General features: G+C 37.3%; 14 protein-coding genes, 2 tRNA genes and 1 riboswitch. Of the genes, 4 read left to right on the forward strand and 12 right to left on the reverse strand.

Annotated elements, in window-relative coordinates:
- Window positions 1-603 precede the first annotated feature (603 nt).
- Complete coding sequence (locus ACFFIS_RS16710) at window positions 604-810, reverse strand: SHOCT domain-containing protein (protein WP_320381251.1); 207 nt, start codon at window positions 808-810, stop codon at window positions 604-606.
- A 165-nt stretch (window positions 811-975) separates the two neighbouring features.
- Between ACFFIS_RS16710 and ACFFIS_RS16715 the strand changes: the two genes are divergently transcribed.
- Both ACFFIS_RS16715 and ACFFIS_RS16720 read left to right on the forward strand, forming a co-directional pair.
- Window positions 976-1,344 (forward strand): ArsR/SmtB family transcription factor, encoded by a 369-nt coding sequence (locus tag ACFFIS_RS16715; RefSeq protein ID WP_320381250.1) that lies wholly within the window; start codon window positions 976-978, stop codon window positions 1,342-1,344.
- 1 nt (window position 1,345) lies between these two features.
- Window positions 1,346-3,445, forward strand: a complete 2,100-nt coding sequence (locus tag ACFFIS_RS16720; RefSeq protein WP_390188443.1) for a heavy metal translocating P-type ATPase — start codon at window positions 1,346-1,348, stop codon at window positions 3,443-3,445.
- Window positions 3,446-3,519: 74 nt separating this feature from the next.
- Here the strand turns inward: ACFFIS_RS16720 and ACFFIS_RS16725 are convergent, their stop codons facing one another.
- The 3 genes from ACFFIS_RS16725 to ACFFIS_RS16735 form a co-directional block, all read right to left on the reverse strand.
- Window positions 3,520-3,717 (reverse strand): SHOCT domain-containing protein, encoded by a 198-nt coding sequence (locus tag ACFFIS_RS16725; protein WP_320381247.1) that lies wholly within the window; start codon window positions 3,715-3,717, stop codon window positions 3,520-3,522.
- 280 nt (window positions 3,718-3,997) lie between these two features.
- Window positions 3,998-4,090 (reverse strand) — tRNA-Ser (locus ACFFIS_RS16730).
- Window positions 4,091-4,279: 189 nt separating this feature from the next.
- Complete coding sequence (locus ACFFIS_RS16735) at window positions 4,280-4,528, reverse strand: hypothetical protein (RefSeq protein WP_320381246.1); 249 nt, start codon at window positions 4,526-4,528, stop codon at window positions 4,280-4,282.
- A 179-nt stretch (window positions 4,529-4,707) separates the two neighbouring features.
- Here ACFFIS_RS16735 and ACFFIS_RS16740 point away from each other — a divergent pair.
- Window positions 4,708-4,780 (forward strand) — tRNA-Thr (locus tag ACFFIS_RS16740).
- 68 nt (window positions 4,781-4,848) lie between these two features.
- Here ACFFIS_RS16740 and ACFFIS_RS16745 read toward each other — a convergent pair.
- Entirely contained in the window at window positions 4,849-4,971 is a 123-nt protein-coding gene (locus ACFFIS_RS16745) for a hypothetical protein (protein WP_320381245.1), read from the reverse strand.
- Window positions 4,972-5,375: 404 nt separating this feature from the next.
- Between ACFFIS_RS16745 and ACFFIS_RS16750 the strand changes: the two genes are divergently transcribed.
- Complete coding sequence (locus ACFFIS_RS16750; RefSeq protein WP_320381244.1) at window positions 5,376-6,434, forward strand: permease; 1,059 nt, start codon at window positions 5,376-5,378, stop codon at window positions 6,432-6,434.
- Between the two features lie 65 nt (window positions 6,435-6,499).
- Here the strand turns inward: ACFFIS_RS16750 and ACFFIS_RS16755 are convergent, their stop codons facing one another.
- The 7 genes from ACFFIS_RS16755 to ACFFIS_RS16785 all read right to left on the reverse strand — a co-directional run bounded on the left by ACFFIS_RS16755 (window position 6,500) and on the right by ACFFIS_RS16785 (window position 13,877).
- Window positions 6,500-7,270, reverse strand: coding sequence for an energy-coupling factor transporter transmembrane component T family protein (locus ACFFIS_RS16755; RefSeq protein ID WP_320381243.1), 771 nt, complete (start codon window positions 7,268-7,270; stop codon window positions 6,500-6,502).
- Window positions 7,251-8,927 carry an ABC transporter ATP-binding protein gene (locus tag ACFFIS_RS16760; protein ID WP_390188445.1) on the reverse strand — a complete coding sequence of 559 codons (1,677 nt, stop codon included), beginning with the start codon at window positions 8,925-8,927 and terminating at the stop codon, window positions 7,251-7,253. The genes ACFFIS_RS16755 and ACFFIS_RS16760 overlap by 20 nt, the downstream gene beginning before the upstream one ends.
- Window positions 8,924-9,502 carry an ECF transporter S component gene (locus ACFFIS_RS16765; protein ID WP_390188446.1) on the reverse strand — a complete coding sequence of 193 codons (579 nt, stop codon included), beginning with the start codon at window positions 9,500-9,502 and terminating at the stop codon, window positions 8,924-8,926. Before ACFFIS_RS16765 ends, ACFFIS_RS16760 begins: the two co-directional genes overlap by 4 nt.
- Entirely contained in the window at window positions 9,495-10,103 is a 609-nt protein-coding gene (locus ACFFIS_RS16770) for a YkoF family thiamine/hydroxymethylpyrimidine-binding protein (protein WP_390188447.1), read from the reverse strand. The genes ACFFIS_RS16765 and ACFFIS_RS16770 overlap by 8 nt, the downstream gene beginning before the upstream one ends.
- A gap of 128 nt (window positions 10,104-10,231) precedes the next feature.
- A riboswitch (TPP riboswitch) is annotated at window positions 10,232-10,336 on the reverse strand.
- Between the two features lie 72 nt (window positions 10,337-10,408).
- On the reverse strand, window positions 10,409-11,419 hold the full coding sequence (locus tag ACFFIS_RS16775) for a DUF1646 family protein (RefSeq protein ID WP_320381238.1): 1,011 nt from the start codon (window positions 11,417-11,419) through the stop codon (window positions 10,409-10,411).
- A gap of 207 nt (window positions 11,420-11,626) precedes the next feature.
- Window positions 11,627-13,525, reverse strand: coding sequence for a heavy metal translocating P-type ATPase (locus ACFFIS_RS16780; protein WP_390188448.1), 1,899 nt, complete (start codon window positions 13,523-13,525; stop codon window positions 11,627-11,629).
- Window positions 13,526-13,670: 145 nt separating this feature from the next.
- Window positions 13,671-13,877: a heavy-metal-associated domain-containing protein gene (locus ACFFIS_RS16785; protein ID WP_390188449.1), complete on the reverse strand. Its 207-nt coding sequence runs from the start codon at window positions 13,875-13,877 to the stop codon at window positions 13,671-13,673.
- Between the last annotated feature and the right edge of the window lie 382 nt (window positions 13,878-14,259).

The following is a 14,259-nucleotide window of genomic DNA, read 5'->3' on the forward strand; positions in this document are numbered from 1 at the left end:
TCCTTAAATTGCTTCCTGTGGGATTTTCGGCTGTTGCTTTTCCCGCAGGACAAGGAAATCTACGATAGCAAAACATCGCACGATAAAATGCGGTCTTTGCATTTTTGAGGAGTCAACGGTCCTCCGCTCCAAACAACGGCCATGATTGTGCAAGTCAATCTTTAAAATTATCCCGAGAAGATGCATATATATACATATACCTGTAAGGATTTGCTTTCTTTTTACTACAAAATTAACAGCGGAGAAAATACACGAAGACTCGAAAAAGATAAAACGTCTTTTCCTCGTACGATGTCATGCTGCCGAAGCGCTCCTTGTCCTGCGGGAGCAAAGGCCTAGGTGAGACCCCGGAGAGCGTCAGCTCGAGGAGGCTCATCAGCCGCCCGCGGAAAGCGAAGTGTATTTTCGGAGCGAGTTATATGCTCCTCTACTAAAAAGATAGTTACGAGACAGTTTGGTTTTATTGTGTAATATCAACATTCTATTAGTAAGTGGTTTTTTACAATAACCCCCTATAATAAGGTACCATAATATATAATGATTGTAATACTTTTATATCGATTGTTTTAGGAATTCATAACCTAACCCAGATTTATGTAAGTCCTATTTTCCACGACTTCTTTTCGCATGTAAATAATCAGCAAAACTGACTTCTCCTTTTTCAAAACGTTCTTTTAAAATTTCAAGAGAATCTCTTTTCGGATTCTTTTTTGCATTAAAGCGTACTAAAATAATTGTTAATACTATTAAAACAATAATGGATAAAATAATCCGTACTGTAACAGGAAGTGAATATAAACTCATTAACACGGTGTCACCCACTCCTTTATCATTATCCTACTTTTCTTATTTATAGCATATCCATCGACCTTTTCCAATCAATAAAATAAAGGTTATTCATTTCTTTGACATTATAAATTAGCATACATATAATGAGTCTAATCAATCAAATGAACATTTGAATGAGGTGATGACATGAACAATATCAATTACCAAACTGCTGATACATGTGAAGTATTTACGTATGACGAAGACAAGGTAACAAGAATCCAACCGCTAATGAAGGATGTAGATGGTGTTGAACAGATTTTTAAAGCTTTAGCAGATTCAACAAGATTAAAAATATGTTATGCACTTACTCTGGAAAAGGAGTTATGTGTTTGTGACGTAGCAAATATTATTGGTGCTACTAGTGCAACTGCATCCCATCATTTACGATATTTAAGAAATATGGACTTAGCAAAATCTGAACAAAAAGGTAAACTCGTCTTTTATTCATTAAAAGATGACCACGTTCGACAACTCGTATATATTGCAATGATACATGCGAAAGAAGGTGAATAACATGGCTGAGAAATCAGTATATCGTCTTCAAGGTTTATCTTGTGCAAATTGCGCGGCAAAATTCGAAAAAAATATCCGTAATATTGAAACAGTTGAAGATGTTCAATTAAATTTCGGTGCCGCAAAATTAACTGTTATCGGCGAGGCATCCATTCCTGCATTAGAACAAGCTGGTGCTTTTGATGGTATTACAGTACAACCTGAAACGGAAAGACAATCCGTCCAAAAGACATCCGTTTGGCGGAAAAAGGAGAACATACCACCACTTATCGCACTACTATTCGTCATTAGTGGCTATGTTTTTTCTTATCAAATAGGTGACACTCATCCCATCACCATTGGGACATTTTTAGTTGCGATCATTGTCGGGGGATTTTCCTTATTTAAGCAAGGTATTAGGAATTTAATAAAACTTGAATTTGATATGAATACCCTCATGACCATTGCAGTTATCGGAGCAGCAATTATCGGTGAATGGGCGGAAGGAGCTGTTGTAGTATTCCTTTTTGCAGTTAGTGAAGCGCTAGAAAGTTACTCCATCGATAAGGCCCGCCAGTCGATTCGTTCTCTAATGGATATTGCACCGAATAAAGCAATGATTCGCCGAAATGATGAAATGATTGAATTAGATGTAAATGATATTCAAATTGATGATACAATGCTTGTGAAACCTGGACAAAAAATTGCCATGGACGGAGAAGTTATTGCTGGAGAATCCTCTGTCAATGAGGCCGCTATCACGGGCGAATCTATTCCTGTCCATAAAATCATGCATGATGAAGTATTTGCTGGTTCTATTAACGAAGAAGGATTTTTAGAAGTTCGTGTAACAAAACGCGCAGAGGATACAACAATTGCAAAAATTATTCATTTAGTGGAAGAGGCACAAGCCGAACGCGCACCTTCTCAGCAGTTTGTTGACAAGTTTGCAAAGTATTATACACCAACTATTATGGTAATCGCATTACTTGTTGCGATCATTCCTCCACTCTTTTTCAGTGCAGATTGGTCTCAATGGGTATATAGCGGTCTTGCAGTTTTAGTTGTTGGTTGCCCATGCGCATTAGTTATTTCCACTCCTGTAGCAATCGTTACCGCCATCGGGAATGCAGCTAGAAAAGGTGTTTTAATTAAAGGTGGCATTCATTTAGAAGAAACAGGACATCTAAACGCGATTGCTTTTGACAAGACGGGAACTTTAACAAAAGGAAAACCTGTTGTAACAGATGTTATCGCAGTAAATAATTACAAAAAGGATGATATTTTAGCGGTTGCCAGAGCAATTGAAGAATTCTCACAGCATCCACTAGCGACTGCAATTATGCAAGAGGCAAAGGCACAAGGTGTCGTGCATTATCCCGCGACACAGTTTCAATCGATTACTGGCAAAGGTGCTAAGGCGATAATTGCCAACACAAAATATTTCATTGGTAGTCCAACATTTATTCGTACCGTTTCCTCTATCAATGAACAATTAGATACCACTATCGAGCAGTTACAGGAGATGGGTAAAACTGTCACATTATTAAGTACCGAAACAGAAGTTATCGGTATGATTGCCGTAGCTGATCAAGTTCGTGCTGAAAGCAAAGCTATTATTGAGAAACTACACAAGCTCGGAATAGAAAAAACAATAATGTTAACGGGAGACAACAAAAGAACTGGTCATGCAATTGGGCAACAACTAGGCTTAAGCGAAACAAAGGCAGAGTTACTGCCAGACGAGAAATTAGCAGCAATAAAGGATCTTCGAGAAAAGTACGGTAACACCGCAATGGTTGGCGACGGAATTAATGATGCCCCCGCCCTAGCTGGGTCTACAATAGGTATCGCCATGGGCGGAGCCGGAACAGATGCGGCATTAGAAACAGCGGATATTGCACTTATGTCAGACGACTTAAACAAAGTACCCTTTACCATTGCATTAAGTCGAAAAACATTGAGAATTATTAAAGAAAATATTACCTTTGCCCTCGGCCTAAAAACCATTGCGCTTTTACTCGTCATCCCAGGCTGGCTCACATTATGGATTGCAATATTTGCAGACATGGGAGCAACCCTATTAGTCACAATGAACTCATTACGACTCATGAAAATGTGAAACATGGGGACGGTTCTGGCGTTTCATTCAAAAAAGTTGCCTCAGGAATCTGTTCCAAAGGCAGCTTTTAATGCTTAATAATATATTTTTGCTATTAAACGTTTATACTCTTCTTGGTTAATTTCACCTTTATCATAACGGTCTTTTATCTCAATTGCCTTTAACTGCTTGCGTTTTTTATCTCTACGAATAATGATAAAGACAGCTAACACACTTATCCCAATCATTAGCAACCAGACGATGCCGAAAAAACCGGAATCATTATGTAACATCATGCAGCTCCCCTTTCACCTCTACTTCCATTTAAACATGTTTGTTTATAAATTAAAAATGGAACTACCCTTTGTTCAAAAAAGAAGGATTTTGAACAATTTCTAAGGCAGTTCCCATAACTACAAATCTTATTTTATTACTTGTAACAGTTTTCTTTCATTGAGGGAAGATATTTGTGAATGGAAGCTTTAGAAGGTAAATAAAAGATTAATATTGCTGTAAGATCATTATCCATAAACAAAAAACTGTTACAACGGAGTGACCATTATGGCCGGTTAATGGCGGAGAAGGTGGGATTTGAACCCACGCGGCGCTTACACGCCCTAACGCATTTCGAGTGCGTCCCCTTCAGCCGGGCTTGGGTACTTCTCCATAAGTAAGATTACCATGCTCCAATAGATATGTTCCATTGGACAAAAAATATTGTACTGCAAAATATATTATTTTACAATACCTTGCGTTTTATCCAAAACAATGAAAAAAATATGATAACTTTATTGTAAATTCTACTTTATACTTTTTAGAATCTTTATCAGCGTAAAACCGAAAAGAAAGTAGCGATTATTTCTCGCTACTCTTATCAAGTGTATTTTTCGTGCCACTATATAGTCCACTTGCAGATAAGCCGAGCATTAAACCAAACAGTATACCACCTTTAACATCCTCTGGATAAACATAAAAGATACCAGCACCTAGACCTAACACAACCGATACAACAGGTAGGAATTTTCTTTTCAAACCTAATCCTTTAAATAACTCTACTAGTCCTAATATGAGCGGAATAAGCATGACATCGTAAACTTCAAACATATATTACACCACCTTACCATATACTATGCTTGTACTTGATAAATAAGAACGGCGAATTACATAAATTGGTAAGGATATTTCACCATTTATGAAGCTGTTGACACTTGAAAAAAATGTAAAAAAGTATTATTATATTTAATGTGATTTTGATAAATGCTATAAACTCTCTATTTTAATTTGCTGGTGTGGCACAGTTGGTAGCGCACTTCACTCGTAATGAAGGGGTCGGAGGTTCGAATCCTCTCACCAGCATTACCATTAAACATTGATGTATCGCGATTCTTGAGTTGTTCAAGAATCGCTTTTTTAATACTACTAATTCACCAACTTCTACAATCGAAGCCAATTCTTCTACCATGATTTCGCAATCTTCTACAATCGAAGCCAATTCTTCTACTACGAATCCACCAACTTCTACAATCGAAACCCAATTCTTCTACCACGATTTCGCCAACTTCTACAATCTAATCCAATTTTTCTACAATACATCGAGTACATTTTTCAATGTGGGAAAATTTGTAAACCCGTGGACACATTATAAAAACTGTTATATAATTTTTTATGGTAAACACGCGTAATGAAGGGGTCGGAGGTTTTAATTTTTTCTCCAGTATCACGTACAGACACTAAATATTTTAAAAAGTTGGTGCATCTAAATACGTATGGATGCACATTCTAGTGATAAATCAATCTCTTCTTTACCTGCTTAAAAGTAAATTGGGCACGATATGATAAGTTCTTTATTTGTAATAGCCTCATGCTTTTAGATGTATACTATGCTGAAATATAAAACCTTTTAAAAGGTTTTTTTGTTTTTGTGGAAATTTATACTAGGAGGACGCGCAAGATGCAATCAGATACATCAATAGATAAACATACAGAAAACAACAAAAAGGCGATTTGGTTTGTCCTAATCTTTTTGTTTGTTGCAGTTGTAGGATTACTTTATGCAAAGTGGTGGCCATATTATCATAAAATGATTACAGCTTCAAATACCCATTCCATCGGAGACTCGATTTTGGGTGATCAATTAGGTGGGAAACCTTCTTGGCATACTGCATGGGAATACGCTGTTACCTATTTTCAAGCCGTATGGAAAGCCGCATTACTTGGTATTCTTCTTGGATCATTAATTCAGGTTTTATTGCCAACGAAATGGCTTTTAAAGGTTTTAGGTAAGACTTCATTTGGAAGCACCGCCGTTGGTGGCCTTGCCTCTGTCCCTGGTATGATGTGTACTTGTTGTGCCGCTCCGATGGCAGTCGGGCTCCGAAAAAAGAATGTCTCTGTCGGCGCAGCGCTAGCATTTTGGATTGGGAATCCAGCAATTAATCCAGCTACACTTGTTTTCATGACATTTGTTTTGTCCTGGAAATTTACCTTAATACGCCTTATATTTGGACTTATTTTAACGTTTGGAGTTAGCTACCTCGCCAATCGTTTTGCTGGCGATACAAAACCAATTGACATGGAAAGGATTATCCAGGATGAGGAGGAAACGGGTGGATTTTTTGCAAGATGGATGAAGAGCTTGGGCACAATGATTCTATATATTGTCCCTGCCTATATTCTGTCTGTTCTTATTCTTGGTGTTGCACGTGTTTGGCTTTTCCCACAATTAAGTGGAACAATGGCGAATGGAATTTTAGCTATTATTTTATTCGCTATAGGTGGTATGCTCTTTGTTATTCCAACCGCTGCTGAAATACCAATCATTCAAACATTCTTGTCCATTGGTATTGGTACTGGTCCGGCAGCAGCATTATTGCTAACATTACCAGCCATCAGTTTGCCGTCGCTAATCATGGTATCGAAGTCATTTCCAAAAAAAGTACTGTTATTCGTGACAGTTTCGGTTGTAGTAATTGGCATTTTTAGCGGTCTGACAGGCATGCTAATTTTATAAAAAGAATACTACGGGTTTCTCCCTTTCAAGGTGAGAAACCCTATTTGATTATAATCAAACCGAATTTAATTAAATATTTCCAAATATCCTAACTGCCATGAAATAGCACTAGCAACTAAAAACATGACAATCATTACGGCCAAAAAAATATAATCTGCTTTTGATACGGAAAAAATACGATAAAACGTTCTCTTTCTACCTCCAGTAAATCCTTTTGATTCCATTGCCATCGCAGTACGCTCGGCCTTACGAATCGCACTTGCTAATAGCGGAATAGCAAAACGGCGATATTGCTGCCATTTACCTGCTAATGTCTTTGCTTGATTCACACCACGAATACGATGGGCAGCGTGAATTGTTTTGAGTTCATCTCGCATCATAGGTAAAAAACGATATCCTGCAAGTACACCGTATGCAATCTTAGGTGGCAAGCGAAACTGTTGGATCAAACTTAAAATAAAATCAATTACATTTGTCGTAAAGATAAACAATAGTGATAGCGCGGCGACACTTAAAACCCTTACGGCTAAGGCCAATGCAGTTAAAAAGGATTCACGTGGATATTGCAGTCCAAAGATTGTTATGATCTCGTTTGGATTTTTTGGCACTTCTGCAAATACGATTGTCGTCCAGAGCATCCCGAATGAAAAAATTGTAAAAGGCAGGAAATATAAGATATACCTTTTCCACTTCACTTTTCCCCCAAGAAAAGTGATGCTTATCGTGCTGATTAAAAATAAGAAAGGTGTTACTGGGTCAAAAATAAATGCGATAAGTACGACCAATATTACAATCGTCAAAGCTTTTACACTTGGGTTAAGATGGTGAAGAAACATATGCAACATTCCTTTCCCATATGCGCTGCATTTTCTCGGGAACAGGTATTGTTAACTGCCAAACGTCCAATTGTGTTTTAGGGTAGTTCCATAATTCAATTGGTGTACAATCTGCAACAATTTCCCCCTTATGCATAACAATGACACGCGTTGCATATTGATGGACTAATTCCATATCATGGGTGATCATTGTAATAGCTGTTCCCGCTTCATAACGATTCACAAGTAGCTCCATTAGCTTTTTATTTGAACTGGCATCCTGTCCAAATGTCGGTTCATCAAGTAGTAACATCGTCTGATTATCAACAACCATCGTTGCCACACTCAGTCTCCGTTTTTGACCTTGACTTAACGTATACGGATGTTCATTCTCCAAATGGCTAATACCACATACTGCTAGGACGTGGCGAACTTTTTCTTTCACTTCATCCGCCTTCATTCCTTTTGTTCGCAAGGTAAAGGCAACCTCATCGAACACTGTATTTGCAATAAATTGATGTTCTGGATTTTGAAAAACATAACCTAATTCTTTCCGTAAATCTCCCTCCTGCCATACTTTTAATGCTTTTTCTTTTATGTAAATATTTCCGTCAGTTGGCTTTTGAATCCCCGCAATGATACGTGAAAGTGAGGTTTTCCCACTCCCGTTCGCACCAACAATCGCAACAAACTCATCTTTGTATAGTGTAAAAGAAATACGCGACAATATGCGTTGCCTATTTACTGTCCATGAGACATTTTCCAGTTTGATGAATGGAACAGTAACATTTTGTTGCATCGAAGTGGGTTTCTTCCATTCTATTTTCCCAAAACAATTTACTTGTGTTGCAAATTCAGCAAGTGTTAATGGAACAGTAGCAGGTACATGCTCCATATGATGAAGTACATATTGTGCAACTTTTGGTAGCCAAATACCTTCCTCTATTAATTTTGGATATTCGTGGGCAATCGCATCACGTAATGATCCATCAAAAAAGATATTCCCTTTTTGATTTAATAAAATACAACGTTCAGCTACATCTGTCCAACCATCTAATTGATGTTCGATTATAATGAGTGAACAATTTACTTTTTCTTTTAATTTCTTTATTGTTTTCATCACTTCTTTGGCCGAAACTGGATCCAAATTCGCCGTCGGTTCGTCTAAAATTAGTAGTTTTGGTTCAAGTGCCAAAATGCATGCAAGTGCAAGCTTTTGTTTTTGCCCTCCTGATAGTCGCGCAATGGTAGCAGTTTTATATTTCGATAAACCTACAAGCGCTAATACTTCATCAATCTTTGCTGACATTTTTTCATATGGCGTACACATATTTTCCAAGCCAAATGCAATTTCATCCTCTACAGTTAACATACAGAATTGTGTTTCAGGGTCTTGGAAAACAACACCGACAAACTGACTTAGTTCACCTGGTTGATAATCGTTTGTTCTTTTTCCTGCAATGACAATATCCCCAGTCATTTCTCCATCTAACTCTCGCGGATATAGGCCATTTAAACAAAATGTTAACGTACTTTTACCACTGCCACTTGGGCCAAGAAGGAGAAGACTTTCCCCTTCTTGCATGGCAAAACTAATATTGGATAATGTTTCTATTTCATTTGTATGATCAAAGCGTAATGAGAGATTCTCAACATAAACGAATGGCTTATTTTTCATGCTACACGACCCTTTCGCTTTTCTTTCCCTATGGCGAAGTTAGCTAATACACCTGTTCTAGCTAATCCATCACTTAACGCTTTCCCTAAAAGTCCAGCAATAAGCGCACCACTAATGACCCGAGTAACGAACATTGCGATGACATAATGAGTTGAAAGTGCACTATATCCACTCATGAAATAACCATATGTGAAACTTGTTACGGATGATCCAACTCCAGCAGCCATTAGTACCCATGTCGCATAATTTTTCCATCTTGTAGCTGCAAAAACTGCTTCTGCTCCAATTCCTTGTACCATACCTGTAATGATCAACATCGGCCCTGTTGCATTTCCGATAAGCACTTCCACCATCGCTGCAATTGTTTCTGATAAAAATGCTGCCCCTGGTTTACGAATGATATAGGCCGCAATAATTGAAACGATAAACCAAATTCCAAAAATGAAATCATATCCAATTGGTCCCATCAAACCAACTAGTAATTTTCCTAAAGGTAAAAACGCCAGATATACAACACCAAAGACAACTGACAGCGCAGCCATCACAACAATTTCTTTAAAGCGCCAATTACGCATGTATATCAACATCCTGATGTGAAGGACTGTTAGCAGAAATGGTTACCGTCATCACTGTATGTGTTGAACCCGCATTTTTTGTCGCGTTAAAGACCTTTTCTAAACCACTGAAAACATTCTGTGCGTCACCTGTTAATCTTGTCGCATAATGGGCTGGGGAAACAGAAACAAAGTCTTTCATTGCTTCAATTTGTTCATAAATAACATCCATATACTGACCACCACCAAGTGGATAAAGTGAAAACTTTGCGGCAATATATTGCTTAATAGACCCTGTGTTCTGCACATTTACCGGATTGTCATCTTCAATTAAATAGACATCTCCAGCTGAATCCCCCGGACAACCAACAGAATATGTAGCTTGAAATGCGACATGTTCCCCCGTTTGTGCAGCTTGTAAAAATACTGCCCTTGTTACATCAAATACATGGACAGCTTTTCCTCTCACAGTCGTTGTCACATCGTCCGTTTTTACCCAAACCTTTGAAGTGTCTACTTTCTCCAACGTCTCTAAAATGATATCCACAAAACGGTCACACATTGGGTACAGTGAAAAACTTGCTCCCACTATCTGCGTATTACCACAAACTTGATTTGCCATCTCCATATCCTCCCTTGTTTTCAAACTGCATATTTCAGGATAATTTGGATGCAAAAAGACTGCATCCCAGGGGAATGCAGTCTTCAATATTCATGAATACCATACACATTAAAAAATTGAGTATGCCGAACACACCGACTACACTTCCCCACGCTAGTATTATCTAGATCGGGTGCAAAGGGTCAGAACAATAAGTTCCTCTCAGCCGATAAACAGCTCCCCTAGTGCTTTTCATTTCTATGCAGCTTTCTACTCTCATCATAGCATGACAATTTTATTTGTAAAGTAAAGCATTTCAACTGTTTTTAAAAAATTAACAACACAACAAAATATATTGCCATAACAACTAGTCCAATTGGTAAGCCGTAACGTGCCCACTCTTTACTCGTAATATTTAACTTTCCCGCAGAAATGATATTTGGAATATTACCAGGTATGAGCATTCCACCACTAATTAGTAGCCCAAGTAAGATTGCCTTTATCGTCCCAGCAGTCATCTCCGGACTAATTTCTGCTGAAGCTAATGTTGCATTATCAAGTATCGCCGATAGCATATTCACCCAATACAAAATAAACGGATTTAGACCAATTAAAAATCGATTAATTAACGGTTCAAAACCAGCTCCTAGTAACGTGAGACCCATCACAAATAAATAGATTTTCACACTACGTATCAAAATTTCCCCATACGTTTCTGTCTGCTTATCTCCAGCTAAGGAATTTTTAGCTTGAACCGGCTTAATCCAAAGCGCTGTTAAAATTCCCAAACCAATAATTCCTACTATGACATAAGGACCAATTAAATCCATTAAATAGAAAAAGTGCTCATTTAATTTACTTGTTGTAATCGTGGAAAGTGGTTCTCCAATTGGCGTTAAGGCAGCCCCCAAACCTATTGAAAAACAAGCTAACACGACAAGTCTTATTTCTGACTGACGGTCTAACTTTAGAACACTTACAATTAATACGAGTACAAGTGCTGCAATAATCGCTGTTATAACGCTTGACAAAAGTCCTAAGACAACAACAATTAATGCAACAAAAAGTGGAAACGGCGTTTTATCACTTGCAAGTTGAATCCCTTTTTCTAAAGGAGATTGGAACCATTTAAATAGTAATCCTGCAATAAGTACGGCAAGTGTAATATTAATTGGATCTTCTAATGATTTTAAAAGTAAGTCACTATTAAATACGCCACCTACCCAGGCAGCTAGAATTCCCATAATAAATAGAAATACTTCTAAGTTATGTTCAACTTTCTTCACTGTAAACGGAAGAAATAAAACGAGTATTAAAATAATAAATAAACCAGTCATGTTGTACCTTCTTTTCTATTTTTAAATTGGTGTCTTCTTTATTATATCACCAAACTTTTTTTGTAAACGAGAATAATGACTATATATTTATACCAAATCCTTATTCCTTATCAATAAATCGGGCTTTTTCTGACCATTATATTTTCATTTTAAAGGCATCAAAAAAAACATGGGAGTACATCCCATGTTTTTCAGCAAACATTTTGATTAAGATAAAATAATGTCGGTATCTTTTGGAGATATGTTTTGATTAGATGTATGATTGGTTTGCTTATAACGAACCAACCGTATTGCATTTAAAATAACCAGTAAGACACTTGCCTCATGAATGAGCATTCCTGAAGCGAGAAATACTTTTCCAAGAAGTACACCTGCAAGTAAAAAAGCGACAGTGCCAACTGCAAAGAACATATTTTGTTTCATATTGTTCACAGTTGCCCTTGCTAATGTGTATGCATATGGAATTTTTTGTATTTTATCTCCCATTAACACAACATCTGCAGTTTCCATTGCTGCATCTGTACCTGCTGCTCCCATTGCAATCCCCACATCAGCAAGCGCAATTGCTGGCGCATCGTTAATACCGTCTCCAATCATTGCGACACGGAACCCTTCATTTTTTAATCTTTTAATATGATTCACTTTGTCTTCTGGTAACATTTCAGCAAAAACTTGGTCCATACCTAGTTGTGTTGCTACTTTTTTAGCTGTATATTTATTATCTCCTGTTAACATAACGGTTTGTTTCACACCTAACCGTTTCAACATACGTATTGTTTGTGTTGCTTCTTCGCGAATTTTGTCTGCGATAGAAATAACACCTACCAACTCCCCATCTACACTAACAAATACAGCTGTACTACCACCTTGTTCTTCCCCTACAGCATATGCTTCGATTTTCTCTGTAATCGTTACTTGATGGGCAGTCATTAACTTTCTATTTCCAATTAAGACTTGCTTTTGATTTACTGTCGCAAAAAGCCCATGTCCTTTTTCTACATGCGAATCTTTTGGCTCATTTGTTAACACGATGCCATATTGTTTTGCTGCCTTTACTATCGTTCTTCCTAAATGATGTTCAGAAACTAGCTCGGCTTCTGCAGCTAACTTTAGTAAAGCTTGTTCATCTATGCCAATTGCTTTTATGTTAGTTACTTCTGGCTTTCCTTTTGTTAAAGTCCCTGTTTTATCAAAGACAAGCACGTCAATCTTTGCTAAATTCTCCATTACTTCTCCACCTTTAATGAGTGCACCATTTCGCGCACCGTTACCTATTCCAGCTACTAACGAAACTGGAGCGGAAATAACTAGTGCACCAGGGCAAGCGATTACAAGAAAGGTTAAAGTCATTTCAATGTCACGTGTAATTAGAAAGACGATAACAGACAAGACAAGAATTCCAGGTGTATATACGTTCGCAAATCGCTCTAGGAACTTTTGCGTCTTTGCCTTTGCTTCTTGAGCCTCTTCCACAAGTTCAATAATTTTTGCAAAAGCTGTGTCATCCCCTACCTTTTCGGCTGTTACCTCAACATATCCATGGTCAATAATTGTTCCACTATACACTTGGTCCCCTTCATTTTTACTTGCAGGTACAGACTCTCCTGTAATAGTTGCTTCATTAATAAATGCTTGCCCAGAAATAACCGTACCATCTACTGCAACATTTTCACCCGATTGAATAATGACGCGATCCCCAATGTTAATATCGTCAACTGGAACAACGACGCGCTCACCATTTTTTAAAATAGTTGCTTTTTGAGGAGCCATATCTATCAATGTCTTTAATGAAGAACGTGTCTTTTCTAATGTTCGCGCTTCTAAATATGCACCAAACAAAAATAAAAATGTAACGGCGGCAGATTCTACATATTCCCCTATAATCAATGCTCCAGCTACTGCAATCGTTACAAGTAATTCAATACTAAATGCTTTCATACGAAGGGATTGTAATGCCTTTTTAGCGATAGAATAACCAGCTACAGCTGTGGTAATAATCAAAGCGGCGTCTTTCCAAAACTCTAATCCTAAAAAATGTAGTATAAAAGCAATGGCTAGTAACGCACCTGAGATAAGCACAATATGAATCTTTTCTAGTTTCCTCACCTATACCCGCTCCTTCCTCTTTTTCATGCTTTCATTAGATTGCGTGGAACTTTTAAAATGTGACATATGTTTGAGAACTCCTTTTTGTATTTTAAGGAGTTCTCGTACTGTATCATAACTAAACTAGTTTATATAAAGGGTGATGTTAGACAACCTTATAACCTAGTTTTTCGATTGTTTCTTTGATGTCATTTTCTTTAACAGCCTCAGGGTTCATATTTACTTTTACTTTACTCGAGTTAAACATCACTTTTGCTTCTTCCACCCCAGACATTTTACCAACTGCATTTTCAATTTTTTTAATACATGATGGACAAGTTAATGGTTCTAATTGCATTTTAATTGTTTTCATTTTTCATCTCTCCTTTGTTTTTCTATCTATAGTATAGGATGGATGACGTTTACTTTCTTTGACGTGTGTCACATATTAACAAGTATTTTTATCAGCGCTTTATTAATTAAGCTTCTTTATGATTAATTTAATTAGTAAATGGGATGTTGATTATGAATGGAACAACAAACTCCTGTTATACCCGCCTTAAGGAAAATATAGATTTATTTCAACATGAAATAAACAGTTACCCACGCAAAAAACTCCCCTTTTAGTAAACAAGGAGAGTTTTAAGAGGGGTTTGACCCATTGGTCTTGCATGCATGGATAAAAATACCATAAGTTGAAAAAATGAACATTTTTATTTACAGAAATAAAAAAAGCTCCTATTGTAGAAGAGACC

The sequence above is a fragment of the Paracerasibacillus soli genome, assembly GCF_042432965.1.
Lineage (GTDB): Bacteria > Bacillota > Bacilli > Bacillales > Amphibacillaceae > Paracerasibacillus > Paracerasibacillus soli.

Excerpts from the sequence above, each read along its gene's own strand:
- ACFFIS_RS16735 (WP_320381246.1), bottom strand. The coding sequence starts at position 4,528 with ATGTTTGAAGTTTACGATGTCATGCTTATTCCGCTCATATTAGGACTA.
- ACFFIS_RS16770 (WP_390188447.1), bottom strand. The coding sequence starts at position 10,103 with ATGGCAAATCAAGTTTGTGGTAATACGCAGATAGTGGGAGCAAGTTTT.
- ACFFIS_RS16765 (WP_390188446.1), bottom strand. The coding sequence starts at position 9,502 with ATGCGTAATTGGCGCTTTAAAGAAATTGTTGTGATGGCTGCGCTGTCA.
- ACFFIS_RS16775 (WP_320381238.1), bottom strand. The coding sequence starts at position 11,419 with ATGACTGGTTTATTTATTATTTTAATACTCGTTTTATTTCTTCCGTTT.
- ACFFIS_RS16750 (WP_320381244.1), top strand. The coding sequence starts at position 5,376 with ATGCAATCAGATACATCAATAGATAAACATACAGAAAACAACAAAAAG.
- ACFFIS_RS16760 (WP_390188445.1), bottom strand. The coding sequence starts at position 8,927 with ATGAAAAATAAGCCATTCGTTTATGTTGAGAATCTCTCATTACGCTTT.
- ACFFIS_RS16715 (WP_320381250.1), top strand. The coding sequence starts at position 976 with ATGAACAATATCAATTACCAAACTGCTGATACATGTGAAGTATTTACG.
- ACFFIS_RS16755 (WP_320381243.1), bottom strand. The coding sequence starts at position 7,270 with ATGTTTCTTCACCATCTTAACCCAAGTGTAAAAGCTTTGACGATTGTA.
- ACFFIS_RS16785 (WP_390188449.1), bottom strand. The coding sequence starts at position 13,877 with ATGAAAACAATTAAAATGCAATTAGAACCATTAACTTGTCCATCATGT.
- ACFFIS_RS16720 (WP_390188443.1), top strand. The coding sequence starts at position 1,346 with ATGGCTGAGAAATCAGTATATCGTCTTCAAGGTTTATCTTGTGCAAAT.
- ACFFIS_RS16725 (WP_320381247.1), bottom strand. The coding sequence starts at position 3,717 with ATGTTACATAATGATTCCGGTTTTTTCGGCATCGTCTGGTTGCTAATG.